This window comes from Ruegeria sp. BG3 (assembly GCF_056538485.1).
Window position 1 is genome coordinate 30,463 of sequence record NZ_JBQFTE010000001.1, and the last position, 26,735, is coordinate 57,197.

The following is a 26,735-nucleotide window of genomic DNA, read 5'->3' on the forward strand; positions in this document are numbered from 1 at the left end:
TTTCTTTACACCATCAATGGGTGAAGCTCAGCTATAGGTCTCCGGAGCTTTTCTCAGGCTAGGCCATTGTTTTGGGCAATGACCGTAAATCACATACGCGTCTTTCTCTGCGGCCAGTTTCATTAATCGCTCTGCGCTGGTATGTGCCGTGGCTTCGTCCCAAGCACCCACGAATTTCTCGTCAAATTCTTCCAGTCGCGAAATTGCGTCGCTGGTTAACATCAGCACTTGCGATGGAAGTTCGACCAATAGTGCGATCTGCCCGGGCGAATGACCCGGCGCTTCCAAAACGGTCAACCCTGGGCCGACGCGCACATCGCCCTCAACCCGAAGATAATCGCACTCAGGCCAGTCCAATGGTTGCGCGCTACCCCAATACAGCGGCTTGGCGAGTTTGCGTTCGTTGGCAGAAATCAGGATTGGTGCCTCTGGAAACGTGTGTAGCCCGCCCACGTGGTCGATATGAGTATGTGTGCAAATATGAAGTGCGACATTCTCTGAAGTTAATCCCAGCTTTGCCAGCTGTGCTGCGGGTAAGTTGTCGAGTGTGCATTCAAGCACTTCGCCAAATTCGTCCAATTGGTCTTCCATAGAGGCAGTTTCAGCATCTATTGTGTATTTTTCCGGAAGACCAGTGTCGATGAGGATCGTTTCATTTTTATCTGTTTGGATAGCAAAGCCCGCGATGCCGATAATGCGACCGTTGGAATGCACCTGGAACAAACCATAGTCCAACACTGCAAGGCTCATTGGTCGACCTTTGATGAAACCCTCAGCTTGCACTCGGTCTCTCCTCTGTTTTCAGTTTACGATTATCGCATGCTAAGAAAGTCAATGCGAATGCGTATATACGATACCCAAATAGTGCTACTGGACATCCCTTAGTATTCAATCTCGCCGACGCGCAGTCTATACCACAGAGGTCTTGTCAGAAGAGCTTGGGTCGAGGCAGGCAGGGAGCCATTTTTGCCTTCGAGCATGACCAAGCAATCGCCATTCATGTAATTCAATACCAGTCCACAGGTCATTCATTTGGAAGTGATGCTTTGCGTCAGGTTCCCGTTATCGTTTCGCAATGTGGAAGACCTTCTGCATGAGCGTGGTATCGCAGTTAGCCACGTGACCGAGCGGTATTGGTGGAACCGTTTCGGCCGTTTATCCGCATCGGAAATCCGGACAAAACGAGTCCAACAGCCGAATACAAACTCAAATTTGAAATGATATTTGGATGAAATCTTCGTAAAGGTAAACGGCAAGCTGCATTTTCCGTTACGCGTAGTAGATCATGAAGGCGTGGTGCTGGAAGCCATGGACACCATACGTCACAAAAAGCTAGCGGTATTGAAATTCCTCAGGAAATTGATGAAGCGGCGCGGCACAGCGAAAAAGTTGGTCACGGATCACTTCGCATCATACCGGGTGGCCCTCAGAGAACTCTGTATGACGGAAAAGCAAAAGACCGGCAGGTGATTCAATAACCGGGTTTGGAACCAACACCTCCCGCTTCGACAAAGAGAACGCGCAATGCAGTGTTTTGGGCGGATGCGAAGTTTGTGGAAGTAGGCTGCCTTCCATTCCTCTGTATACAACCACTTCCACCAAGAAATATCTCTCAACAGCCGAGACAACTTCAAGCTGACACGCACCGTTGCTCTCGCCGAATACGCGAACTTGGTGCAACATAAAAGGCAGCTCAACTGGCCTACTTGAAACTGGTTCAAATTTGTCTGAAAGCACCCCAGATTTTGACGAACGGGAACCTGCAGACGTTTTCAAACCCTTCATTTAGTTATCTTGGAACCGGCAAGGTGCTTGGTTTGACGTTCCAGGGGTGGCTCGTGCTGACCATTGCCTGCGTGCTGTAGTGGGTGACTACTTGAATCACTTCGGGCCTCTATCTGTTGGCGACTAGCGGCGATGAACGCGCGGCCTATCTGTTGGGTGGTCCCGTCGGACTGGTCAAGATCGGGGCCTATGTTTTTTGCGCATTGCTTGCGGACATGGCCGGTCTGATCGTAGTTACAATCAATTCTGCCTCGGACGCCGCTCGCATCGGCAATCTGGTGGAGCTTGATGCCATCGCCGCCGCGGTTGTTTGCGGGGCTCTCTAGTAAGGCGGGCGGGAGCCGATCATTGGTGCCATACTAGGAGCTGTTATCATCTAATTGGTCGAATTTACGCTGTTGATCAACGGGTTAGAGGGCCAAGTTGCAACAACTAACAAAGCCGTCATCATTCTCCTTGCCGTTTGGGCACAACAGTTCCGGAGGGCTTGATTAATGTTGGATGAAACGGCTTTTGACCTGCGAATGTACCTTCGGCGCAATTCGGCTTCGGTGACGGTGTGGATCGCACTGCTGGCTTTGATCCTGTTCGGGCTGATGAGCTATGAAATTCTTGGCAGCGCCTACAATTTCTCGTCTTTCTTGAACTACAACGCGATGTTCATCGCGATCGCACTGGGCATGTGTTTCGTGATCATGATCGGCGGGATTGATCTGTCGGTCGGATCTGTGGCGGCCTTTACATCGGTTGTTGCGGCCTATCTCAGCCCATACGGGATTCAGGTTGCGTTGCCAGGGGCCGTTCTTGCCGGGGTTGGTTTCGGGGCGACCAACGCCTTTTGCACAATCATCCTTCGGATCCCGCCTTTCATCGCCACATTGGCAACCATGTTGGCCGCCAAAGGCGGCGCATTGGCGATTTCGGGCGCCCAGACAATTTCGGTCGATTGGGGGCCGAACTTCACCTAGCTTGGCATGGGGCAGGCGTTCGGCCTGTTTCCATGGGCTATCGTCATCGTCGCCGGACTGACGCTGACACTTTGGCTAGTGTTGGAAAGAACAACTATCGGGCGGACCGTCTTGGCGATCGGTGGCAGCGAGGATGCCTCAAACCTCATGGGTCTGAAGGTCAATCGCGCCAAGGCTTTCGTCTACCTGCTGTCGGGTGGCTGTGCGGGGCTGGCCGGAGTCTTTCTGGCCTCGGGTTTTGGAGCTGGGCAACCCCTTGAAGGCATCGGATGGGAATTGTCAGCCATCGCCTCCGTGGTTGTAGGCGGCACTTTGTTGACGGGTGGGATGGGATCGATCCCTGCGACCGTCGCCGGTGCGCTGTTGCTGGGGCTGGTCTTCAACGTTCTAAACTTTGAAAACGGTCAGGGCACCATCAGTTTCAGTGCCTATTGGCAAATGGTCATACGTGGAGGCTTTCTATTTGCGGTCATCCTTTTACAGTCTCGGGTTATTGCCAGGCAGCAGAAGGTCTTAGGTTAATGAATCGCATAGAAAGTGTTTCGGCGCGGCTGTTCAACGTTCCGCTCGCAGAGGTCCTGGTCGATGCCAAACATGGGGATCACACGTTTTTTCAATTGATTACAGTCACCATTCAAGCCTCGGATGGGGTCGAGGGGGTCGGGTATACCTATACCGGGGGCAAGGGTGGTCATGCCATCTTGGCAATGATCCAGCATGACCTTGCACCGTTCCTTGTTGGACAAGACGCCGAACAGATCGAAAGCCTTTACGATGCCATGCAGTGGCACGTGCACTACGTCGCACGGGGCGGCATCGCCTCGTTTGCCATCTCGGCCGTGGATATTGCACTGTGGGATATTCGCGGCAGAACGCAGAATGCGCCATTGTGGCAGATGGCCGGCGGAGCGTCGAAAAGGTGCAAGGCCTACGCCGGCGGGATCGACCTGAATTTCTCGTTGGAGAAACTACTGCGTCAGACCGAAGGGTACCTTGCGCGTGGGTTCAACGCAGTCAAGATCAAAGTCGGTCAACCAGACCTGGCCGACGATCTTGCACGTGCCCGGGCGGTGCGCGAGATGCTGGGCCCGGGCCGGTTCTTCATGGTTGACGCGAATTACTCTATGAGCGTCGAAGAGGCCATCGTGGCTGCCAGAGGGTTTACCGACTGCGATATTCTGTGGTTCGAGGAACCGACCATTCCAGACGACTACAAAGGTTATGGTCGGATTGTCGAAGCGACGGGCGTTCCCCTTGCCATGGGTGAAAACCTGCACACCATACACGAATTTGAATACGCCTTTGACGACGCGAAACTGAGTTTTATCCAGCCCGATGCCTCAAACTGCGGTGGAATCACCGGCTGGCTGCGCGTGGCCGCGCTAAGCGCACAGCACGGCATTCCGGTTTGCAGTCATGGGATGCAGGAGCTACACGTCAGCCTTGTTTCTGCGCAGCCCAACGCAGGCTGGCTAGAAGTACACTCATTCCCGATAGACCAGTACACGACCCGTCCGCTGGTTGTGGAAGATTGTCTGGCTGTGGCCCCGGATACCCCGGGAACAGGAGTGGAATTCAACTGGGACAAATTGAATGCGGAACACAAGGAGATGCATACATGACGACCCAGACGATCTCTGCGGCATACTACAGGGGCAACAAGAGCTTTGCTGTAGAGCAAGCCCAAGCGACAGATCCGGGCCCTGGCGAGGCTGCCATTCGCGTTGCCTATTGTGGGATTTGCGGGACGGATATGCACGTCTACCACGGCAACATGGATGCCCGTGTCGGCCTGAACCGGGTAATTGGGCATGAGATGTCAGGTGTCATAGAAGCGGTGGGCGAGGGCGTCGATACAGTAAAACCCGGCCAAAAGGTCGTTGTCCGACCGCTGGATCACTGCGGAGAATGCCCGGCCTGCAAACGGGGGCATCAGCATATCTGTCAGAACCTCAAGTTTCTCGGCCTCGATACCGATGGTGCCATGCAAGAGATCTGGACCGTTCCGGCCCACACCTTGCACGTTCTGCCGGATGACTTGCGCATGGATCACGCGGCGCTGATCGAACCGGTCGCCGTTGCCTGCCACGATGTGCGGCTGTGTGGCCTGCAAACAGGAGAGGACGTTGTCGTCATTGGCGGAGGCCCGATCGGCATTCTGGTTGCCATGGTTGCGCGGGACGCGGGCGGAAACGTTGTGATTTCCGAAGTGAACCAAAACCGTCTGGCGATTGCCGAAAAGCTTGGTTTCGACACGATCAACCCAACCGAAACCGATCTGGTGTCCACAATCAACGCGCGCACGGGCGACAAAGGTGCGGATGTGGTTTTCGAAGTGTCGGGAACGCAGCCCGGTGTTGATGCGATGACCGCCGTTGCCGCGACGCGGGCTCGGATCGTGATGGTCGCGATCCATGCTCAAAAGCCCCAGATCGACCTGTTCCAGTTCTTCTGGCGAGAGCTGCAACTGATCGGTGCACGGGTCTATGAGCCAGAGGATTACGAGAAAGCCATTGCAGTTGTCGCCTCGGGCGGAGTGGACGCGGATGTCGTGATTACTGACGTCAGCCCTCTGGCAGACATTCAGGCCGCGTTTGAAGCACTGGATCGCAGTCCAACCGCAATGAAAAGCCTGATCGAAGTAGGACCGCGTTCATGAGTGTTTTGCAAAGTTTCGACCTGACCGGAAAGACGGCCCTTGTGACTGGGTGCAAACGCGGTATCGGGCGAGGCATGGCCGAGGCATTGGCATCGGCCGGAGCCGATATCATCGGAGTGTCCGCCTCGCTCGAGCTGTCCGGGTCTGATGTCGAAAAAGCCGTGACTGCGATGGGGCGCAATTTCCGGGCTTACCAATGCGACTTCTCGGAACGCACCGCGCTGCATGGGTTCATTGATCAGTTGAGGGCCGACGGACAAACCCCTGATATCCTTGTCAACAATGCCGGCACGATCAAGCGCAAACCCGCCGCCGAACACCCGGACGACTGGTGGGACGAAGTGATTGAGGTCAACCTGTCCTCGCAATTCGTTCTGTCTCGCGAGATCGGCAAGGACATGCTGGCGCGCGGATCGGGTAAGATCATTTTCACAGCTCCGCTGCTGACATCTCAGGGCGGCATTACCGTGCCGGGCTATGCAGCCTCGAAAGGTGGGATTGGACAGCTGACCAAGGCTTTGGCCAACGAATGGGCCGGGCAAGGCGTGAACGTGAATGCGATCGCGCCTGGCTACATCGCGACCGACAACACGCAAGCTCTGCGGGATGATCCGGTCCGGTCAAAGTCGATCCTCGAACGAACACCCCAGGGCCGTTGGGGTACGCCTGGTGACTTTGCCGGACCGGTGGTCTTTCTGGCCTCTGCCGCGTCTGACTTCGTCAACGGTGAAATCCTTGTCGTCGACGGGGGCTGGATGGGGCGTTAGCACCGCCAACGCTCTATTTGACCCGAAACCTCAAGTCCCGATGTAGTGAGCCTTCAATCGGCGATTTTTTGGCGCCTCTCGATGTTCGAACAGGTACAGGCTTTGTACGCGGCCCAGCGGAAGCTGCCCCTGTTCGACCGGAATGGATATTTGAGTTTGCGTCAACAGCGCCCGCAGATGCGACGGAGCGTTGTCGTCCTCGGTCGGGCGGTGGTGATACTTGCCTGGTGACTTGGGTACCAGTTTCTCAAAGAACGTCTCGATGTCCTTGAGCACCTCGGGATCGGCATTGGCTTGCACCAAAAGCGCAGCACCCGTGTGGACGCACCAAAGGGTCAGCAGGCCCGAGACAAACTCATGTTCGGACACCGCACGCTGAACCTTCCCACTGATGTCGGTAAGGGATTTGCCAGGAGTTTCAATGGACAGCTCAAAAAACTCTTGCTTCATCCAGCTGGCCCTTTCCTTGATTTAACGCGAACGCGCCCAGCTTTCTACACTCCGCTTGGCGTTCAGTAGCGGGGTTCAAGCATATGATTTTGAACGCATATTGACTGTACGTTTATGCAAATAGGCTTTTGAACCTGTCCACACACAGACGAAAACCATCTTCGAAGTTTCCGTTGCCGGGGTGATAAACGCTCTCGAAGGAAATCACGCCATCATAGCCGTCGGATCGGAGCGCGTCCGCGATGGGTTGGAACAGAGGCGCAAGCTGACCTTCCCCCATTCGACGCACTTCCAGCGTTGCCCGCGGTGTGTCGACCTTTACGTCCTTGATGTGAATGTGACCCAAGTAGCCGCCACGCAGTTCTTCATAACCGTCCGGGAATGCCAGTTCATGGCACCAGCAGTTGTTTCCGGGGTCCCACAGCACTTTCAAACTGTCTTTTGCGTCCAACTCGTCAATCAGCCTGCGGGCTGTAAAGTTGGAATTGACCAGCGTGCCGTTTCCGGTTTCCACAACGAGAGTCACACCCTCAACTCTTGCCAGTTCAACTGCCGGCGCGATCAGAGGCGGCATCGTGTCCCATACCCCATGCGCCACGTTCCACTTCTCGGCGCCGTTTTTTCCCCAGAGTATCTGCTCCTTTCGTTGGGTCATGATCCGAACAAGAGGAGACCCAACAACATGAGCCATGTCGATCACGCGTTTCAAAGCGTCCATGTGCCGAGTGTGCAGGTCGTCGCCGGGTCTGTTGGCAGCTGTCATCCCTGCAAAGATATGGCGCGACAGACACGACACAGGTTTGCCCCGGTCGCGCAAGAGCGCGTTGATCTCGGCAATTTCCTGCGGGGAATGGTCTCCGACCTCTGTATCGCCAACGAATTGAAGCTCTGCATAGTCCAGACCGAATTCGTCCATTACGTCCACGGCATGCCGCAGATCGCGGGAAATGCCATCGCAAATTACACCTAGTTTCATGTTCGGCCCCCTTCAGCGATGCAATTCAGCGCCAACAATCTCTTCGATTACGCGAGTACAAACCCAGTTGTCGCCATTCGGGTATTTGGTTTTTCCCGCATGAAAGATCTGCATTGCGGATGACGCTGTGTGCATGGGAACGCCCAACGCACCGGCCAGCGCCAGCGAGATCGTCAGGTCCTTGTGCATGGTAGCGATATGGCTGCCGGTGGCTTCGAACTTGCGATCAATGATGTTTTCAAGGGCGGTATTCACGACGCCGCACCCTGCGCTGGAGGACGAGAACACATCAAGCAATGCCTGACCGCTGACACCGGCTTTGGCCGCTAAGGCTGCAGCCTCGAACGTGGCGGAAAAGATCGATCCGATAAGGGATTGCAGGCAGGCTTTCACGGTTTGCCCGTCGCCGGCGTTTTCTCCGACCCGATGAATGGTAGCTGACACTGCCTGCATTACTTCGGCATTTCGATCCAGCACATCCGCAGCACCGGCAGCCATCATCGTCAATGTGCCGTTCTGCGCGCCGGGAAACCCACCCGAAACCGGGGTGTCAATCAGGTGGATGCCCGAACCTTCCATGTCTTGCCCGATAGCGCTTGCTTCGGCCGGGGTAATGGTCGCCGACAGGATGACCGTTCCGCCTTTGGCCATGTTCACAATCAGGCCATCTTCACCCAATATGACATCGCGGGCCTGATCTCCGTTCATCACCATGACAAACACACTGGCCGCGTGACGGCCGACCTGTCCCACGCTGTCCTTGGCCATGCCGCCCATGTCGGTAAATGCCGTCATGCGTGTCTCGCTCAGGTCGAAACCGGATGTTTCAAATCCATTCTTAATCAGGTTTTTGGCAAGGCCGCTGCCCATGTCGCCAAGACCGATTATGCCTGCTGTTTTCATTTGGAGTCCTCCCGTTTTTCCGCCATTTCCGTATGGCAGACGTTTCGAAAAATGATGCCCAATCGCATCGGTTTTCGCGGGAGTTTCACGCGTCTTGAACAGACGTCGGGCGAGTCCGGAAGACACCCCGCTGCCCGTTTACGTACCGTAAGTAAACGAAGAATGCGGCGCTCAGGCAAGCAAAGAAGTGTTGCGGGTGACAAGAAACCGCCTGATCCGACGCGTTACGAGAACGCCGCCATGATGCCGCGCAGTTCCGCAAGCCCGCGCATACGCCCGATCAACGGATAGCCGGGTGTGCTGTGTCCGCCCAGATCGCTCAGCAGTTCTTGTCCGTGGTCGGGCCGCATCGGAATTTGCCAATCGTCCCGCCCTTGGGATTTGCGGCGGCGCTGTTCGTTCATCAACTCGCGAATGGTGCCGACCATGTCGGTGTCGCCCTCCAGATGCGGAGCCTCAAAAAAGTCCGGCTTCTGACTGTCTGATCCGGCGATGCGTTGGGTATTCCGCAGATGGACAAAGTGAATCCGGTCGCCATGCCTGCGCACGAAGTTCGGCCCATCAAATTCAGGGGACACTCCCAGCGATCCAGTGCAAAATGTTGCGCCGTTCGCCTGCAAATTAACCGCGTCCAGAACGGCGCCGTAGTCATCGGTGCTGGACATGATCCGCGGCAGACCGAGCAACGAGAACGGCGGATCATCCGGATGACAGCACAAGCGCAACTCCAGTTCTTGGGCGATCGGGGCGACTTCAGACAGGAAGTCGATCAGGTTTGCGCGAAGCCGGTCACGGTCTATATGAGCATAGGTCTGCAACAATGAGCGCACGTCCTGCACGCTCCACTGATCGTTGGCGCCAGGCAGCCCCGCAGTGACGTTATGCTGCAACTGGGCCTTGGATTCATCCGACATGTGCAAGAAGCGATCCTTGGCCGTTTGCTGGACGACGCTGGAATAGTCTTCGGACGCGCCCGGACGTTCGAGAATATATATGTCGAAAGCAGCGAAATCGGTCAGGTCGAACAGCATGGCCGTTCCGCCATGCGGCTGCGGGGCGCGAAGGGCGGTGCGCGTCCAATCTAGGATTGGCATGAAGTTGTAGCAAACGACTTTGACGCCACGGGCGGACAGGGCCCTGAGGCTGGACTTGAAAGACTCAAGATGCTCGGCCATGTCTGTGGACTGCGTCTTGATCGCCTCGGATACAGGCAGGCTTTCGACAACGTCCCAACTGTACCCGGCAGCAGCCAGAACCGCCTGCCGATCGGCGATGCTCGGTTCGTTCCAGGGCTGTCCAGGGGGGATGTGATGCAGTGCGGTGACGATGCCCTGAACCCCGACTTGATGGAGATCGGCCAGGGCGATCGGATCATCGGGTCCGAACCAACGCCAGCATTGTTTCATGGCAGCCATCCTTCATACAGCAGGTGATCGGGCCTGATGGGAAGGGCAACACGCTGCCCGGTGCGCGCCGCGTGATAAATCGCCGTCACAAGGCCGATGGAGGCAGCGCCGTCCTGCAGCGTAACGGCCGAATTTGCCTCGGACCGCAGTGCCTTGCCGACTTCGGCAAAGAAGCCTTCGAAACCAATTGGCTCGGCGGCGGCGGCCGCAAGAGCCTCGTCGATAGCGGCTTGATCCACCGGATCCCGCGCGACGAATGTCCAGGGCGATTGACCCGGGGCATAGGGTTCCGTGCCAGAGGTGGCGGTCACCTTTTCAAAGACGAACCGCAGGCGGGTTTCGTCCGTGGCGGCGCCTAGTGTGATATTGCTTGTGCACAAAGCTCCGGAAGTCATGCCAAAGCAGATCGCGGCGCAATCTTCGGTCTCGATCGGGTTGACCCGCGTTGTTGCCATTGCAGAGACCGAGGCGATATCACCCGCGATATGAGTCAGCAGATCATGGTTGTGGATGGCATGGCCAAGCACTGCGCCGCCGCGTTCACCGGCCCATGTTCCCCGCCACGGAACCGCGTAATAATCTGCCCCCCGGGACCAATGGGTTTCAAGCGCGGCAGTTTGGACTGCTCCGGTCAGGCCTGCGCGTTGCAGGTGGCGCAATTGGGCCAGTGACGGCCCCCACCGGTATTGAAAGACCGGAAACACATGCTTGCCCGCGCTGCTTGCGGCCGCCGTGATCCGATCCACATCCTGCATCGAGGTCGCAAGAGGCTTTTCGCAGACAACGTGTTTTCCTGCGGCCAATGCGGCAAGGGTGGTTGGTACATGCAGATGCGGCGGCAGGCAGATGTCGATGACATCAATCGCCGGATCATCCAGCGCGTCTTGAATTTTGGTCAGCGTCCGAAAATCCGCGTTCTGTCGAATCTGTTCGATCCGGTCCGTATTCTGGTCCACCACGGTGGCTACGCGGAATGTGCGGTCAAGCCGTTCCAGTGCGTCCAGATGTTGCACACCGATACCTGCGCCAAGGATCGCAACGTTGATCATCTGCGTTCCGCCATTTCCTGCGCGCGCAGCGCGAGTTCCATGACCGTGAAGCAGTGGGTCTGCGTCATTGCGGTTTCGGTCCGATTGAGGATGTCATCGGCGAGGCGCGAAAAATAGGGAAGACCGGCGTTGGTTGCGTCGATCTTTTGGCAGGTTTCACCGTTGACGAGGATCAGATGGTCCGTCCCTTTGGCCCCACCCACATCAACGTATTTCCGCAATTCGATATAGCCTTCGGTGCCAAGGATCGTCAGACGACCATCCCCCCAGTTTGGCAAGGCATCCGGCGTATACCAGTCAACCCGAATGTACCCGGTGCCATTCTCGCTTCGTAGATTGACCTCGCCAAAATCCTGCAATCCGGGATCGTTGGGGTTTGCGTAATTCGCCACATAAGCGTTTGTGATTTCTGCGGTTTTTGAACCTGTGTAATGCAGGAATTGGTCAATCTGATGCGAGGCGATGTCGGTCAGAATACCGCCATAGCGGTCACGCTGAAAAAACCACTCCGGCCGGGTTGCCCGGTTCAATCGGTGGGGGCCAAGTCCGACCGTCTGGATTACGCGCCCGATGGCACCTGCCTCGACCAACTCGGTCGCCCGGGTGCTGACAGGCGTTTCAAATCGTTCGGAAAAATTCACTGACCAGATTCGATCGGTGTCCGCGACTGTTCGCTTGATCTGGTCGAGTTGCTCGAACGACGTACAGCCTGGCTTGTCGGTCATGACATCCATGCCGTTCTGCATGGCGCGGATCGTCAACGCGGCTCTATCTGCCGGAACTGCGGAAATAAGCGCTAGATCCGCCCCGCAAGTTAGGGCGTCTTCCAGTCGAGCCAGCCGCGGAATATCGGGAAACCTTTTGACGTAGCCCGCCAGCGTTTCGGGATCGCCTTGTGTCCAATAGCCAACGCAGTCCACTCCGATTTTGCGCATGTTTTCCATCATGCCATAGATATGGCGGTGGTCAAGGCCAAGGGCGACGCAGGTCAGGCTCATGAGATGACTCGTGTTTTCTTGCCGGTTCGATCGGCGATCTGCATCGCGTCTATGACGGCGTGGGTCAAAAGGGCATCGCGTCCTGTGGCCATAGGCCGCGTTCCACTGGCGATGGCCTCGGCGAAATCCTCGATAACCGCCTGATGCCAATCATGGGTGAACGCCATGGGATCCGCTCCTCCGCCTGTGGCGGACGTTTCGCCAACAGTAGATTTCTGACCACCGAAAGTAGTCAAGGTCAGGACACCTGACTCCAGATGCGCTTTGGCGCGCGTTCCCTGGATGGTGATGGACTCAGCGACCCCAGGATATTCGGCAGTAGTCGCCATCAAAGTTCCCACCGCGCCGCTGTCCATTTCAAAGACTGCACCTGCCCAATCCTCGGCCTCGAGATCGTGTAACGGAGTTTTTCTCATCACGGCCTGAATGTCCGAGATCGGCCCCAGCAGCCACATCGTGAGGTCAAGCGTGTGGATCGCCTGCGAGATCATGACACCACCTCCGTCGCGTGCATAAGTGCCGCGACCCGGTTCGTCATAGTAGCTCTGATCACGCCACCAAGGGACACGGATTTCCACCGTGGCGATCGTGCCCAGTTCCCCCTGTTCAATGGCGGATTTCAGTGCCTGCGAGGCGGCGCGAGCGCGGTGCTGAAAGACGATGCCCAGCGGCACACCAGACACCTCGCACTGCTCGACAATGGCTGTCGCGGCGTCCAGCGTTCTTTCGATAGGCTTTTCCATCAGGATCGGTTTCGAAGCGGTCGAAAGAACCCGAACCAATTCTGTGCGCTGATCGGGCGGGGTTGCGATGATCGCAAAGTCGACGTTTGGGTCGTTGGCGATTTCCTCGACCGAGTTGTACTCGCGAGTGTCGTTTCGCTGCGCGAACTCAGCTGCTTTTTCAGGATTGCGCCCGAGGACGCCGGCAAGATTGAGGCCTTGCTCCGATGCCTGAATGGCAGCGACATGCGTGCCCGAAACCATCCCCAAACCAATCAGCGCAATATTCATTCATTCCCCCGGATCACCCGGTCAGTCTGCGGGTTCGAACGGGAAAGATGCAACCATTAAAAACTGTGTTAACAATTGCGGGCAGCAGTATCGGAGGCAGAATTGACTGGCAATTTGAATGGCATGGCAGAAAACCTGTACCTAGGCATCAAGGACCTGCCGATCGTGTCTCCGCATGGTCACTGCGATCCGCGGTGGTTTGCAGCCGATGCGCCGTTTCCCAACCCGGCAGAGCTGCTGGTGGTTCCCGACCATTACGTGTTCCGTATGCTCTATTCGCAGGGCGTTCCCTTGTCCGAACTTGGCGTTGGAGAAGAGGGGCGAAAGAAGGATCCTCGCGCCGTTTTTTGCACCTTTGCCGAGCACTGGCATCTGTTTCTGGGAACGCCATCCCGGATCTGGATGAACTATGTGTTGCATGAAACGTTGGGTGTGTCTGAGGCGTTGTCTTCGCGCACGGCAGACCTGATTTACGATAAGATCTCAGAAAAGCTGGCGCGACCCGAATTTCGTCCGAGGGCTTTGTTCGACAGGTTTGGGATCGAGGTTCTGGCCACCACGGATTCCGCTCTCGACGGCCTCGCGGAGCATCGGGATATCCGTGAAAGCGGTTGGGGCGGGCGGGTTGTTCCGACGTTCCGCCCAGACGGGGTTTTGGATGGGGCGGACCCGGAGTTTGTACAAAACCTGAACAAGTTGGCCGAGCTGACAGGCTGCGATCTGGGCAGCTATGATGGCTACCTCAATGCGCTCCGAATACGGCGGGCTTACTTCATCCAGCTCGGCTGTACGGCTACCGACCACGGTATCGAACGCGTGCAGACTGAGTGGCTGGACGACCCGGATGCGCTGTACCAACGGCTGAGACGGCAGGACGGGACTGAACAGGATGCTCGCCGGTTCTACGGTCATATGCTGATCGAAATGGCGCAGATGTCTGTCGATGATGGCCTGACCATGCAGATACATTCTGGCAGCAAGCGCAACACGAACGACGCGGTAATGCGGGACTTCGGACGTGACAAGGGGGCCGACATTCCAATCGCGATGGATTGGGTTACGGGCCTTGAGGCGCTGCTGAACCGGGTCGGAAACTCGCCCGAACTGCGCATTATACTCTTTACATTGGACGAAGGCACCTACGCCCGTGAACTGGCCCCTATGGCGGGACATTGGCCGTGCCTTCGGATCGGGCCGCCTTGGTGGTTCCACGACAGCCCAGCCGGGATTGCGCGGTATTTCGATCAGGTCGTTGAAACGGCCGGATACTACAATCTGGCCGGATTCAATGACGACACGCGGGCTTTTCTGTCCATTCCAGCACGGCACGACCTGTGGCGACGGGGTGTTGCGATTCATCTGGCCGAGCAGGTTGCGCGCGGTTACTTCGGTCGGGACAGTGCCGAGCATTTGGCGCGGCTGCTGTCGGTCGATCTGGCGAAACAGGTTTACGGATTGCAAAGCTAGATGGGTACTATTCTTCACTTCGGCCTTGGAAACTTCGCCCGGGCGCATTTGCTGGACTACACCGATCAAGCTGGCGGATGGGACGTTGTCGGCGTCAGCCTGCGTTCATCCTCGGTTAGGGATGGATTGGCGCGACAAGGTTTCGAGTACGATTTGTGCGTGCAGGGGCAGGGCGTCCGGCGCATCAAAGCTCTGCGGGACGTTCTGGTCGCGCCCAAGGATCGCGCAGCGATTTTCGATGTGATGGCGAATGCCGAGATCATTTCGGCGACCGTCACCGAGAAAGGCTACCATTTGGACGCCGCAGGCAATCTGAACCATCAGGACCCGGCGATTGTCGCCGATTTGGCGGGGCAAGGGCCTGCGACGCTGATCGGGTTTTTGGCTTATGGCCTTGCGGAACGGCGCAAGCCAGTGACGGTGCTAAGCTGCGACAATCGCATGGAAAACGGCAATACGCTCGAAATGGCAGTCGCCGATTTTGCGGAAGCAGCTGGTCTGGACATGGATTGGGGTGCCGTACGCTTCCCCAACGCGATGGTCGACCGGATCACCCCGGCCACCACGGACGCCGTTCGGGCAATCAGCGGAGACCATATGGCTGTTCCGACCGAGGCGTTCTCGGAGTGGGTGATCGAAGACAATTTCGCCGGTCCTCACCCAGATTGGCCGGGCGTGCAACTGGTCGATGACGTAGCCCCGCACGAGATGCGAAAGCTGCGCATGTTGAACGGGGCCCATTCCCTGTTGGCTTATGCCGGGTTGGAGCGCGGCCTGACCTACGTCCACGAAGCGGTTCGAGACCCGGTTCTGCGCCCGCTGGTTTCCGAGTTGATGAAGGATGCGGGCGCAACGCTACCCGCAGCACTACAAGCACAAGCTACGGATTATGCCGAGGCTCTGTTGCAGCGCTTTGAAAACCCCGAGCTGGCGCACCGTCTGGACCAAATCGCGATGGATGGCAGCCAGAAGCTGCCGTATCGGTTTGTTCCCACACTCCGTGAGACCGGATCTCAGGCGGCGATTGCGGGGATGCGGGCCTGGATCTCCTATTGCATTTCCGAAACTGCGAAAGGTAGGGCGCTGAACGATCCTTGCGCGTTGGAAATCGCCTCGGCTGTCAAGCAGCCAGATCCGGTAGTGCCGCTGTTGCGTCTTGTCGGTGCCGAAGATCTCGCGCCACTTATCCGGGAATGATCGCGCCGCGAAACTGAACAACGGTGGACGCCAGATTGTGTCCGGCTATCAGGGCCTCGGCCTGTGATTTTCCTGTCAGCAAGGCCGCGAGGTACCCTCCGTTGAAACTGTCGCCCGCGGCGGTGGTATCGACTACGTTTTTGGCAGGTTCATAGGTTTGGTCAATGCTCTGGCCTATGGACAGAGGGCCCTGCTCTCCGCGTTTCAAGGCACCGACACCTTGATGATCGGCAAAACGCGCCGCCACCTGATCCGCGCTTTCCCCGAACAGTGCCGTCTCGTCGTCAATGGATGGCAGCGCAACATCCGCACGCTGCCAAAGCCGTTGGTTGATCTGCTGGGCGTGTTCAACGCTGTCCCAAAGACGCGGACGAAAGTTGCTGTCATAGACCAACTGGACTGAAGAGCCTTCGAGCCAATCCAGAAGCGCAAGCCTTACCGAATGCGGAAGAATTGCCACGGAAATTCCTGACAAGTACAGCACGTCGAAACCGTTCAGAAGGCTGAAGTCGTGATCGGCAAAAAGCTGACGGGCGGCCGCCTCGCTGCGCCAATAGGTAAAGCTGCGTTCACCGTCCGCAGAGGTTGTGATCGCGTATAGTCCCGGAGAGGCGTTCGGAATGATGCGGATGCCGGATGTCCCGATGCCATGGCTGGCGATAAAGTCCGCGATGCGCCCTGAGAACGGGTCGTCGCCCAGACATGTCACATACTCCACCTGGAGATCAGGAGCGGCGCGGTGCATGTATATGGCCGTGTTCAGCGTATCGCCCGCTACGCCCACCTTTGCGCCGGTTTCCAGCATGGACAATTCGATCATTGCTTCGCCGATGCAGGCAATTCGCGTCATTTCTTTTCTCTTTTCCAGATGATGAGCCCGGCGACCATGATCAGCGCAGCCCCCGCCAACGTGAATGCGTCCGGTACCGTGTCAAAGAACAGATAGCCCCAGATCGCAACGTAGATCAGGAACGAATAGGTGAATGGCATCAACTGGTTCGCCGTTCCGAACCGATGCGCGTTCGTCAGCAGTTGATGCCCGCACCAGCCAAAGACGCCAAGACTGATCAGGACAATCAGGCTCCAGGTGTTTTCCGGCTGGACCCAAAACCAGATGGCGAAGGGCAGCAGGACCACCGTCCCGGTAAGCCCGAGGTAGAATTGCATGGTGTCCACGGCAACAACCCCGGACAGCCTGCGCGTCATGATCGAGTACAAAGCCAAAGCGGTGGCGTTGTAGACGATCAGTAACATGGTCGGATGAAAGGCCGAACCAAACGGCCGCACGACAACCAACACCCCCAGAAAGCCCAGTATGATAGCCGCCCAACGCCATGGTCCCACTCTCTCCTTCAACACGAAAACGGACAGGAAGCACACGATGACCGGGCTTGAGAACATGATTGCCGACACGACGGTCAGAGGCAAAAACCGCAGGGCATAAAAATTGAAAACGGTTGCTGAGATCAGCAGTAAGGCCCGGCTAATGACCTGCCATGGATGGTCGGTCTTGAACCGGCTAGCCTCAATCCCGCCCTTGGCGATCACGCCCACAGAGATCACGAAGTGCCCTGCATAGCGCATGAACGCCAACTGAAATGCCGGCACGCCGGCCAACGCCAACCACTTGGCCCCAAGGTCAACCAGCGAAAAGAACAGCCACGCCGTCAGCATCAGCACGATGCCAAGGCGCGGCAGGTCCGCATTGGGGTTGGCGGTGACGGCCATCGATCAGGTGTTGAAACGCTTGACGTAGTAGTCAACCATCTGGCTGACCATGTCATCCGCCTGACCGTGGTCGCGCGCGTCATTCAGCGCCGAGAGCGCGCACTGCGACATCACGCTAGTGACGCCTGCATCGCGTGCCATACGGTCATAATACCCGAGGTCTTTTGCCGCGTTCTTGATGGCAAAGGCCAGCTGGTTTGGATCTTTCTCGACGCCGTAGGCTTTGACGAAATCCATCATTCCGGAATGCAGCGGCCCAGCGGCCATAACGTCATACACCTGCTTGCGGTCAACTCCGGTGATATCTGCCATAGCGAAGGCTTCGGCCATCGCGTTTGCGACGGTCATTCCGAAGAAGTTGTTGATCAGCTTGATCGTGTGTCCAGATCCAACGGGACCAAGGTAGAAAACGTTTTCGCCCAAATCCTTCAGTGTCGGCTCGGCCTTGTCAAAGGCAGCCTTGTTGCCGGACGTCATAATGTTGAGCTTGCCTTCTAGCGCGTGCGAAGGCGTCCGACCAAGCGGCGCATCCAGGTAGCTTCCGCCAGCTGCGGCAACCTCCTCGGCCAAGGCGCGTGTGCTGCCTGGAAGCGAGGTGCCAAAGTCGATGACGATTGCCTCGGGTTTCAATCCCGCGATCACTCCATTTGCGCCGCGCATACGGCCCTCGACCTGTTCCGAGGTGCCCATGCACAACATCACGATGTCGCTGGCGTCAGCCAGCTCTTGGGCGTTTCGCATTTCGTGGGCGCCCCGGTCTATCGCGGCGTCCAGGTATGTGCGGTCGCGGTTTCCCAATACAGCGACCGAGTATCCCTGGTCCAACAGTCGGCTCACCATGGCTCCGCCCATTAGTCCCAAGCCGATAAACCCGATTGATGGTTTGCTCATTGGTTTCCCTTTCCGTGAATGTGTCTGGTTTTCATTCTTGTGTCTGGCGCGGGCGGCTTTGCAGTTTGAATGCTCACAATGCCCGGCGGATAATCATTGATTTTTGAGTGGTCCGGAAATTTGCCGGACCGCATGGCCATCAGGCCGGTGCCCGCGCTCGAGCTGTTCGCGCCTTGAGCCTCTGTTCGATCCATGATGTGACCTCAAGCGTCCGGGCTGCATCCTCGACGTCGATTAGTGGAGGGGCGCCGTCGATTACGTCAAGGAAGTGATCCAGTTGCGCTTCAAGCGGTGCGCGTTGTTGTTCCAGTCGTGTAAGTTGGTCTTTCTGGGCCGCAGTGCCCCAATCCTTTCCACGCCAAAGGGTCATGGAGGGAAAACTGACAGCGCCGCTGGTTCCCGTGATCCACATCATGTCCTGGTGGGTCGTGCCGATATTCGGGTTTTCGCCGGTTCCGGCCTCAAACCCCCAAGGGCTAGGTGCGGTGTCGGCAAAGCTGATAGTCCCCGTCGCGCCGTTTTCGAACGCGATCGCAACAGCCCCGCTTTCTATCCTATCCGATCCGCGGATTGACGCGCCGGGCAGTGCGACGACATCTGAGATTTCCCCGATCACAAAGCGCAAGACATCGATATCATGCACCAGATTGATCATGACTGGACTACCATCAGACGTCCGCCAGTTCTGTTCAAAATAGCTCTCGGGTTTACGCATGGCCCACAGCAACGAGACGTTGATGACTTGTCCGATCGTACCTTGCTTGATCACTTCTTTCAGGTGCTGCAAGGTTGTGTGATACCGCCTATGGTGGCCTACAAGGCTGCGGACATCGGCCTTGCGAACGGCCGCCCTAAGGCGCTGGGAATCATCGACCGATGCGGCAACCGGCTTTTCGATCAGCATGTGCCAACCGCGGGATGCGGCCAGAATGCCATGTTCGGCATGCAGGCGGGTCGGCGTCGCGATGATGACGCCATCCACCGGGCCCTTCACCTCGTCCATACTGGCAAAACGCGGCGCGTCGATCTGGATCGAGCCATCTGGATCGGCCAACCCGACCAACACGCAGCCGGGGTGCTCGATCACGGCGCGCACGTGGCGGATACCGATCAATCCGCCGCCGGCTACAAGGATCCGTTTCACATCACCGCTCCGATTTGCCAGGGAACGAATTCGTAGTCACCCAGGCCCTGCGCCTCGGACTTGGTCCGTGTGCCCGAGGCGACTTGGAGCAACCGTCGGTATATTTCCTGTCCTTTCTCTTCGACGCTGGCACCTTTGGTCAGAATGTCGCCCGCATCCACGTCCATGTCTTCCGGCATGCGCGCTGCCAACTCTGAGTTGGTAGCGATTTTCAGCGTCGGCGCCGGTTTGGACCCAAAGGCAGAGCCGCGCCCCGTGGTGAAGCACACTAGGTTGCAGCCGGCCGCGATCTGCCCGGTCACCGAGGCCGGGTCATAGCCGGGGCTGTCCATGAAGGTGAAGCCTTTGGCGGTGATGGGTTCGGCGTATTTGAATACACCGGTCAATGGGGTGGTTCCGCCCTTCGCCGCTGCCCCCAGCGATTTCTCAAGGATGGTCGTCAGACCGCCTTGCTTGTTGCCGGGGCTTGGGTTGTTGTCCATCGAACCGTGATTGCGGGCGGTATAGTCCTGCCACCAATCGATCAGGCCGATCAGTTTCTCCCCAGTTGCGCGACCAAGGGCGCGGCGAGTCAAAAGGTGTTCGGCTCCGTAGATTTCGGGCGTTTCCGCAAGGACTCCTGTGCCTCCTTGGGCGACCAACAGGTCGCAGGCATGCCCGAGCGCTGGGTTTGCGGTCACACCGGACCAAGCGTCCGATCCACCGCATTGCAACGCAACCATCAGTTCGGAAGCAGGGGCTTCGCTGCGCCGCGCCTCATTGGCAATGGGTAGCATCTGGTTGATCTTGCTGATGCCCATTTCCACGGTCCGGCGCAATCCCGCGACGTTCTGGATGTTCATCGTTTGGAAGGTGGGGCTCTGCTTCAGCCCATACGCGTCCAGTAGCCAGTCGATCTGGTTCATCTCGCAGCCCAGACCGACCATCAGAACGGCAGCGTGGTTGGGATGTTTCGCAAAGCCCCACATGACCCGTTGAAGAGCTTCGAAACCGTCGCCGGAATCGGCCATTCCGCAGCCCGTTCCGTGGACAAAGGCCACCACGCCGTCGACGTTCGGAAACTCGGCCAGCTTATCCGGCGTGAAGTGGTTGGCGATCATCCGGGCCGCAGTCGCTGAACAGTTCACGGTGGTTAGAACCGCGATGTAATTGCGCGTACCGACCCGACCGCTGTCCCGGTGGTAGCCCATGAAAGTATCGACCGAAGTGGCGGGTTTCGTAGGCCTGTGATCCGTCGCAAACTCGTAGTCCACGCTGGTGTTGCGGAACTCGATATTGTGGGTGTGCACATGGTCGCCGGGTTCGATCGGTTGGGTGGCGTAACCGATGATCTGCGAGTACTTTCTGACCGGATCGCCGGGTGCAAGAACCCGCGTGGCGACCTTGTGTCCCGAGGGGATGCGCGCATTGGTCGTGACATCCTCGACCATATTGCCGACCTCCAGGGGCCGAGTTGCAACCACCACGCTATCCGTTCGATCTAAACGTACAAAAGTCATAGTCAGCTTTCCTGGGGGCGGCAGCTAGGCGCAGAACGGCGAGTCCGATGTCCACCGGTGAATATCTATATGCGGCTGTCCAGACAGCCTTGCTCGCGCCGCCTCCCAATTGGATTTGCAGACACGCCAATCTCGTAGCTCGGTTTCGGGGCGCGATCTGGACCTTGCGACGAAGCTGGGGAAATGGTCTCGACCAGTGGGCTGGCCCACCGCACTAAAGCGGATGTCGAAAGACCAGCGGAACCGGTCCGTTTCATTGACCAGCGAAGCATGTGGCGTCAGAGGGTGAAACAGGATGATCCCGCCTGCTTTGACTGGCAGAGGCACAGCTCGGCCTTCGTCAATGAAGCCGTCAGCAATGCCTGTCTGCGTTCGCGCACAATGTGGTAGAATGGATTGGTCCTGTGCCTTTGGCAACACTTGCAGGCAGCCGTTTTTGACCGTTGCATCGTTGACGGCAATCCACACCGTGACCATGTCGGTCTGGTCCGCATCCTCCAACGCAACCGCCCGGTCCTGATGCCAGTCCGTTGCGGTGATGTGTGCGCGAACCTCGTCCTTGGACAGCTTGAGAGCAGGGGGCTTCAACCGAACGTGCTGGATCGGATTGCTAACCAGCTCTGGCCCGATCAACTGCTCGACAATGTCTAGCATGGGCCGGGCCGTCAGCAAGTCGAACACCGCGGGCCCAATATGGAACGGTGTGTCCGCCATGATCCGATCGCCAGGCAACGAGATGTCCAGCGGCTGGAAATAGTCGCAACCGGCCTGATAGGCGGACAGAAGTTTGTCCCAGAAGGTCATTCCTGACGGTTCGTCCTTGACCAGTCCTTTTTCGTACCAACCGTCATAGAGCCGGTTCAGGACATCCGAGTATTCAGTCTGTACCCGATCCAGCACATCGCTGGGAATTACATCCTCGACCACGAGGTATCCGTCCGTCTGGAACTTGCCAATCTGATCTTGTGTCAGCATGGGTGCGACCTCACAACAGTAGCGCGATGATGCCAGGCCAGATCAGAAGGACGGAAAGCGCCAGCAACTGGATCCCGATGAATGGCAGGAAGCCGCGGAAAATATCCGTCAGGCTGATATGCGGCGGTGCTACCGACTTCAGGTAGAACGCGGCCGGGCCAAAAGGGGGCGAAAGGAAGCTGACCTGCATGTTCATACAGAACACGACGCCAAACCAGATGGCGACATGACTCGGCTCTAGCTGGCCAAAGACTCCGATTTCTTCGATAGGAAGGCGTAGGACGATCGGCAGAAAGACCGGAATGATCAACAGCACGATGCCGACCCAATCCATGAATGCGCCCATGAACAGCAAGATCAGCATCATCACCAGAATGACCAGCATGGTCGGCAGCTCCTGGCCGACGATAAGGTCGGCCACGTATTGGGGTCCGCCAGCAATTGTGTAGGCACCCGCCAGCGCGGCGGCCCCGATCGTAACCCAGATGATGGTTCCTGTGGATTTGAGCGTCCGCATCAAGCTGTCCCAAACCAGCTCAAACGATCCTTCGCCCCGTAGGATGGCGATGATCAGGACGGCGAAGGCGCCCATACCAGCAGCCTCGGTGATGCCTGTGATCCCGCCGTAGATTGAGCCGAGAACGACGCCGATGACGACCAGCGGCGCAACGAGGCCTTTGCCCATTTCCCACCCGATTTTGGCGCGCTCTCTGCCAAAGACGAAGAAGATCAGCAGAAGGGCAACGATTGTAATGCCGGCAAACCAGGGCAGGTAGTCAGCTGTTCCCAGCCTCGCGGGCTCGCCCTGGCTGGCAGCGTTCGAGCCTGAGAGCTCGAAGAACGCGGCCCGGATAAACAGAACGGTGGAAAACCCGGCGACGACGATGCTCATGAAGGCCCCAAACAATTTGCGTTTTTCGGACGGTTCGGGGTCGTTCGGATCCGGTTCCGGCAGCGGAGCGTGATGAGGATTCAACTGCGTGCGGATGATGATGTACAGGATGATCATCGAGGCCAGCATGAAGCCGGGTATGAAAGACGCTGTGAACAGCGACTTGATCGAGGTTTCGGTGATCAGCCCATAGATGATCAGAACGATCGAGGGCGGGATCATGGTCCCCAGCGACCCCGAGGCGCAGATGACGCCGATGGCGAGATTCTGATCATAGCCAAGGCGCAGCATTTGGGGTAGGGCGATCAGGCCCAGAAGGACAACCTCACCGCCGATGATACCGGACATGGCCGCCATGATCACCGCCATGATCGAGGTCACGATTGCGATGCCGCCACGTGTTCTGGACAGCCAGACATTCAGCGATGAATACATGTCACGCGCGATCCCGGATCGCTCTAACAGCGACGCCATAAAGATAAACAATGGCACTGATATGAGCACGTAGTCCGTTAAGAGCCCGTATATCTTCTGCGCCAGGATATAGAGCGGTCCAGTACCTGGCCGACCGGTGAGAACCCCGTCGCCAAATGAAAACGGGTTCAAAAGCAGTGTCGGTTCGAACTTCAGGACAAGAACCAGAACCGCTAGGGAAGCCGAGGCCAGACCCAAGGGCATCCCGATCGCCAAAAGCACGATCAGGGCAACCATCAGGATGAGTGAGATTGTTCCAATATCCATCAGTCTTGTCCCACCGCTCGTTTGATCATTTCAATTTCGTCTTCGTCCGGTTCATCTGTGTGGATTTCCGGTTCTTTGTTCCAATCCGCGATCAAGTTCAAAATTGCTTGCATTGCGACGAGCGTAATGACGATCAGCACCATTGGCTGCAAAGTCGCCGGGATCGGAGGATTGAAGGCAGAGCCATAAAGCTCCCATTTATAGAGCTTGTTGACGAACACCTGCTTGTAGCTGCCGTAGACCAAAAAGAAGGCAAACAGCACGATCAGTATTGTCGAAACCGTATCAAAAACGCGTTGAAGCCATCGTGGAACTGCGTCGTATAGCAGGAATATTCGAATGTGACTGCGTTGCTGCATGGCGTAGTAGCCAGACATCAAAAACACAAAGCTGGCGAACCAGAGTGTCATTTCGTTGGCCCACTCGGTCGGCTTTTCCAGGATATAGCGCATGAAGACTTCGTAGAGCATGACGACAGTCATGATTGCGATCATCATCATCGTCACTCGGCCTATGAACAGGGCGAAACGATCCATAACCGTCGTGCCTTCGAACTCCATCGTCGCTGGGCGCACGGTCTTGGTACCAATCACTGCAAGAAACGGGAGAAGGACGAGCGCGGCTACGTCGATGATGTCGACATACCCCCCGAACACGCCAGACAATTCGGGCGTGATGTCGCTGCGCAGATATATTTCCGTTACCTGACTTTTGAGGGATTCAGAGGTGTAAGGCAGCCAATCCAATAGGAATGCAGGGAGATGCCAAACAAGCCAACTGGCCGTCGCGACGAAGGCTAACGGTATGAGCCATTCAATTGGTCCGCCTGAATTCTTGTGCATCGCGTAACCCTCGTCCCTATCCTTCGATCCTGTAGTGATCGATAAAGTCTCGATCCGGCTCGACACCCAGTCCGGGGCCAGTCGGGATCGTGACACGGCCGTTGTTGGCCTTGACCTGATTTTGAATTTCTAGCGGAACGGTCAGCAGATCGTCCCGAAACTTGTTGTCCGTTGTGTCGAATTCCAGCATCGGCTCCCATGGATGCAAGCCGCCTGGAATCGGGGGCATGGCCGCCAGTAAATGCAGATTAGTTGCGACAGCGATTGCGCTACCCCAGACGTGATTTACGACCGGAGTGAAATGGGCGTGGCATAGGGCCAGTACCCTGAGATACTCTGAAACACCGCCCAAAGCGCATACTTCTGGCTGCGCTATGTCTATTCCGCGATTTTCAAGAAGACTGCGCCAAGCCCAACGATTGAATACCGCTTCTCCGCCCGAGATGTTGACTTTCAGCGAAGCGCGCAATTCGCGGTATCCGTCAATGTCTTCCGGCGCGACCGGTTCTTCGAACCAATATGCGTCCAATTCTTCCAGCGCCCGACCGACAAAAAATGCGTCCGAAGTCGTATAGGCATGGTTTGCATCGACCATAAATGGAAAGTTATCACCAACTCCGCATCGAACTGCTTCGCACAGCTTCACATCAGGCTTCGGGCCAAAGCCCGTTTTCATTTTGGTGGCGGTAAATCCCATCTCCTTGATCTTTGCGGCTTCCTCCTCAAAACGGCTGGCCAAATTGGAAATCGGTTCATCCCGAAGCATCATGCCGTAGCCGTAGCAAGGAACGCTTGTACGATGCGCGCCGCCGACAAGTTTATGGAGGGGGAGGCCAGAAATTTTGCCGGTGATGTCCCAAAGTGCGATGTCCACACCGGACAAAGCCTGTATTGGCATTCCGCTTTGGCCATGGTCTCGCAAAAGGTTGTACACCTTGTGCCAGATCACGTCTTTGTCCAAAGGGTCCATGCCAAGGACCATTGGCTGGATGACCTTTTCCACGATGGATTTGTTGGCAATGGCTACTTTTCCGGGACCAAAGCACTCCCCCCAACCAGTTACCCCTTCATCTGTCTGAACCTCGACCAGATGGGTTGTGCGTTTGTCATAATACTGTTGCGAGTAGCCCAGAACTTCCGGCATGTCGTACTGCAGTACGTGACTTATTATTCTGTTGATTTTCATGAAGTTCTGGATCCCGGCACCGATCCGGAGAGGCCGCTAGTGCGGCCTCTCCGTGTGTCGTAAGTCGGTCGCAGCCTGACTACTGCATTGCGCCCAGGTCACGCAGGAAGTTGATGTGGCTTTCCAGCAGCGCCTGTGCTTCAGGGGTCGTTGCGAACTCAGTCCAACCGACCTGAACGGCCGCGCGATAGGCTGCCAGATCTTCAGGCGTCCATTCGTACAACTGAACACCTTTTGCTTTCAGGTCTTTTGCTGTCTGAGCGTTCTGCACTTCGTTGATGGTCGCATTGTGCAATGCCAGGCTATCCATTGCGACTTCCATGATCTTCTTATGGTGCGCAGGCATCGCTTCCCAAACGTCTTTGCGACATGCCAGGTGATCTGCGGGCATGGAGTGGAAACCGGGATAGTTTGTGTGACCTGCGATCTCGTACAGACCCAGACCCACGTTGTTCGTCAGGTTCGCAGCATCCGCACCATCAATGATGCCGGTTTCCAACGCCGTGAAGATTTCGTTGAAGTCCATCACGATCGGAGAAGCACCAAGTTCCGCGAACACCTTGGTTGCAAGGCCTGGAGGCGAGCGGAACTTCCAATCTTTGAAGTCTTCCACTTTTGCAATCGGCTTGGTCGAAGACAGCGACTCTGGCCCGGGAATCCACCATCCGATGAATTCCATGTCGTAACCGTTGTACAGATCATTTACAGCTTCTCTTCCGCCGCCATGAAGAAGCCAGGCCATTTGCTGATAGGGGTTCTGATACCCGCCGAGCAGATCGCCCGCAAACTGGAAGGCCGGATTTTTACCGGTCTGGTAGCCGCCGCCCGTCATGTCGCAATCTAGAATTCCCGTAGCTGCGGCATCGAAGGTTTCAACTGATTTGACCACCGAAGAGGAATAGAACATTTCAACTTCGATTTCGCCGTTGGACATCTCCTGAATGTCTTCAACGAATTTTGCAGCCATCTGGCCAGACAGAGTTTCGGGCGAAAAATGGGTTTGAATTCTAAGCTTCGTGGTTTCAGCCATCGCGAAACCAGCTGCCATTGTCGTGGCTACGGCCGCCACGGCCGCTGTCTTGACTATTTTCATATTGTCCTCCCAGACGTTGAGCGTTGCGCGGAGTGGGAGATCTTGCCGCCTCCTTTGCCGTCACGCAGATAAACGTTAAGCCGACGAATCGAATGCAACAAGAAGA

Annotated in this window: 23 protein-coding genes and 3 pseudogenes; 8 read left to right on the plus strand and 18 right to left on the minus strand. The window is 56.9% G+C overall.

What is annotated here, in order from left to right:
- Positions 1-27: 27 nt before the first annotated feature.
- The gene (locus ACR0AI_RS00140) at positions 28-783 is read right to left on the minus strand and encodes an N-acyl homoserine lactonase family protein (protein ID WP_480671584.1); all 756 of its coding nucleotides are present in this window, start codon (positions 781-783) and stop codon (positions 28-30) included.
- Between the two features lie 243 nt (positions 784-1,026).
- On the opposite strand from ACR0AI_RS00140, the pseudogene ACR0AI_RS00145 reads away from it, so the two are divergent.
- The 6 genes and pseudogenes from ACR0AI_RS00145 (at position 1,027) to ACR0AI_RS00170 (ending at position 6,179) form a co-directional block, all read left to right on the plus strand.
- A pseudogene (locus tag ACR0AI_RS00145) lies at positions 1,027-1,710 on the plus strand (IS6 family transposase).
- 191 nt (positions 1,711-1,901) lie between these two features.
- On the plus strand, positions 1,902-2,111 hold the full coding sequence (locus ACR0AI_RS00150; RefSeq protein WP_480671582.1) for a hypothetical protein: 210 nt from the start codon (positions 1,902-1,904) through the stop codon (positions 2,109-2,111).
- A 270-nt stretch (positions 2,112-2,381) separates the two neighbouring features.
- Positions 2,382-3,275 (plus strand): annotated as a pseudogene (locus ACR0AI_RS00155) (ABC transporter permease).
- The gene (locus ACR0AI_RS00160) at positions 3,275-4,375 is read left to right on the plus strand and encodes a mandelate racemase/muconate lactonizing enzyme family protein (protein ID WP_480671580.1); all 1,101 of its coding nucleotides are present in this window, start codon (positions 3,275-3,277) and stop codon (positions 4,373-4,375) included. Before ACR0AI_RS00155 ends, ACR0AI_RS00160 begins: the two are co-directional and overlap by 1 nt.
- Positions 4,372-5,412: a zinc-dependent alcohol dehydrogenase gene (locus tag ACR0AI_RS00165; protein WP_480671578.1), complete on the plus strand. Its 1,041-nt coding sequence runs from the start codon at positions 4,372-4,374 to the stop codon at positions 5,410-5,412. Before ACR0AI_RS00160 ends, ACR0AI_RS00165 begins: the two co-directional genes overlap by 4 nt.
- A complete protein-coding gene (locus ACR0AI_RS00170) occupies positions 5,409-6,179 on the plus strand; it encodes an SDR family oxidoreductase (RefSeq protein WP_480671576.1) in 771 nt (256 codons plus the stop codon). The genes ACR0AI_RS00165 and ACR0AI_RS00170 overlap by 4 nt, the downstream gene beginning before the upstream one ends.
- 30 nt (positions 6,180-6,209) lie before the next feature.
- Here ACR0AI_RS00170 and ACR0AI_RS00175 read toward each other — a convergent pair whose 3' ends face one another.
- The 7 genes from ACR0AI_RS00175 to ACR0AI_RS00205 form a co-directional block, all read right to left on the minus strand.
- Entirely contained in the window at positions 6,210-6,629 is a 420-nt protein-coding gene (locus ACR0AI_RS00175) for a secondary thiamine-phosphate synthase enzyme YjbQ (protein ID WP_170473555.1), read from the minus strand.
- A 112-nt stretch (positions 6,630-6,741) separates the two neighbouring features.
- Complete coding sequence (locus ACR0AI_RS00180; protein ID WP_480671574.1) at positions 6,742-7,605, minus strand: sugar phosphate isomerase/epimerase family protein; 864 nt, start codon at positions 7,603-7,605, stop codon at positions 6,742-6,744.
- Positions 7,606-7,617: 12 nt separating this feature from the next.
- The gene (locus tag ACR0AI_RS00185; RefSeq protein ID WP_480671572.1) at positions 7,618-8,508 is read right to left on the minus strand and encodes an NAD(P)-dependent oxidoreductase; all 891 of its coding nucleotides are present in this window, start codon (positions 8,506-8,508) and stop codon (positions 7,618-7,620) included.
- 224 nt (positions 8,509-8,732) lie between these two features.
- Positions 8,733-9,914 (minus strand): mannonate dehydratase, encoded by a 1,182-nt coding sequence (gene uxuA / locus ACR0AI_RS00190; RefSeq protein WP_480671570.1) that lies wholly within the window; start codon positions 9,912-9,914, stop codon positions 8,733-8,735.
- Entirely contained in the window at positions 9,911-10,963 is a 1,053-nt protein-coding gene (locus ACR0AI_RS00195) for a Gfo/Idh/MocA family protein (protein WP_480671568.1), read from the minus strand. Before ACR0AI_RS00195 ends, uxuA begins: the two co-directional genes overlap by 4 nt.
- A complete protein-coding gene (locus tag ACR0AI_RS00200; protein ID WP_480671566.1) occupies positions 10,960-11,961 on the minus strand; it encodes a Gfo/Idh/MocA family protein in 1,002 nt (333 codons plus the stop codon). Before ACR0AI_RS00200 ends, ACR0AI_RS00195 begins: the two co-directional genes overlap by 4 nt.
- Entirely contained in the window at positions 11,958-12,974 is a 1,017-nt protein-coding gene (locus ACR0AI_RS00205) for a Gfo/Idh/MocA family protein (RefSeq protein WP_480671564.1), read from the minus strand. The genes ACR0AI_RS00200 and ACR0AI_RS00205 overlap by 4 nt, the downstream gene beginning before the upstream one ends.
- 123 nt (positions 12,975-13,097) lie before the next feature.
- On the opposite strand from ACR0AI_RS00205, the gene uxaC reads away from it, so the two are divergent.
- Positions 13,098-14,441 (plus strand): glucuronate isomerase, encoded by a 1,344-nt coding sequence (uxaC, locus tag ACR0AI_RS00210; protein ID WP_480671654.1) that lies wholly within the window; start codon positions 13,098-13,100, stop codon positions 14,439-14,441.
- Entirely contained in the window at positions 14,442-15,638 is a 1,197-nt protein-coding gene (locus tag ACR0AI_RS00215) for a mannitol dehydrogenase family protein (RefSeq protein WP_480671562.1), read from the plus strand.
- Here ACR0AI_RS00215 and ACR0AI_RS00220 read toward each other — a convergent pair.
- From ACR0AI_RS00220 to ACR0AI_RS00265, 10 genes and pseudogenes are all read right to left on the minus strand, one after another.
- Complete coding sequence (locus ACR0AI_RS00220; RefSeq protein WP_480671560.1) at positions 15,625-16,488, minus strand: sugar kinase; 864 nt, start codon at positions 16,486-16,488, stop codon at positions 15,625-15,627. The two genes, ACR0AI_RS00215 and ACR0AI_RS00220, sit on opposite strands and share 14 nt — an antisense overlap.
- On the minus strand, positions 16,485-17,366 hold the full coding sequence (locus tag ACR0AI_RS00225; RefSeq protein ID WP_480671558.1) for a DMT family transporter: 882 nt from the start codon (positions 17,364-17,366) through the stop codon (positions 16,485-16,487). Before ACR0AI_RS00225 ends, ACR0AI_RS00220 begins: the two co-directional genes overlap by 4 nt.
- 3 nt (positions 17,367-17,369) lie before the next feature.
- Positions 17,370-18,296: pseudogene (locus ACR0AI_RS00230) on the minus strand (NAD(P)-dependent oxidoreductase); the annotation flags it as partial.
- A 100-nt stretch (positions 18,297-18,396) separates the two neighbouring features.
- On the minus strand, positions 18,397-19,401 hold the full coding sequence (locus tag ACR0AI_RS00235; protein ID WP_480671556.1) for a Gfo/Idh/MocA family protein: 1,005 nt from the start codon (positions 19,399-19,401) through the stop codon (positions 18,397-18,399).
- A complete protein-coding gene (locus ACR0AI_RS00240) occupies positions 19,398-20,900 on the minus strand; it encodes a UxaA family hydrolase (protein ID WP_480671554.1) in 1,503 nt (500 codons plus the stop codon). The genes ACR0AI_RS00235 and ACR0AI_RS00240 overlap by 4 nt, the downstream gene beginning before the upstream one ends.
- Before the next feature lie 24 nt (positions 20,901-20,924).
- Positions 20,925-21,875, minus strand: coding sequence for a phytanoyl-CoA dioxygenase family protein (locus tag ACR0AI_RS00245; protein WP_480671552.1), 951 nt, complete (start codon positions 21,873-21,875; stop codon positions 20,925-20,927).
- Between the two features lie 10 nt (positions 21,876-21,885).
- Complete coding sequence (locus ACR0AI_RS00250; RefSeq protein ID WP_480671550.1) at positions 21,886-23,508, minus strand: TRAP transporter large permease; 1,623 nt, start codon at positions 23,506-23,508, stop codon at positions 21,886-21,888.
- The gene (locus ACR0AI_RS00255) at positions 23,508-24,416 is read right to left on the minus strand and encodes a TRAP transporter small permease subunit (RefSeq protein ID WP_480610741.1); all 909 of its coding nucleotides are present in this window, start codon (positions 24,414-24,416) and stop codon (positions 23,508-23,510) included. Before ACR0AI_RS00255 ends, ACR0AI_RS00250 begins: the two co-directional genes overlap by 1 nt.
- Positions 24,367-25,536: a mandelate racemase/muconate lactonizing enzyme family protein gene (locus ACR0AI_RS00260; RefSeq protein WP_480671547.1), complete on the minus strand. Its 1,170-nt coding sequence runs from the start codon at positions 25,534-25,536 to the stop codon at positions 24,367-24,369. The genes ACR0AI_RS00255 and ACR0AI_RS00260 overlap by 50 nt, the downstream gene beginning before the upstream one ends.
- A gap of 79 nt (positions 25,537-25,615) precedes the next feature.
- Entirely contained in the window at positions 25,616-26,629 is a 1,014-nt protein-coding gene (locus ACR0AI_RS00265) for a TRAP transporter substrate-binding protein (protein WP_170376099.1), read from the minus strand.
- Between the last annotated feature and the right edge of the window lie 106 nt (positions 26,630-26,735).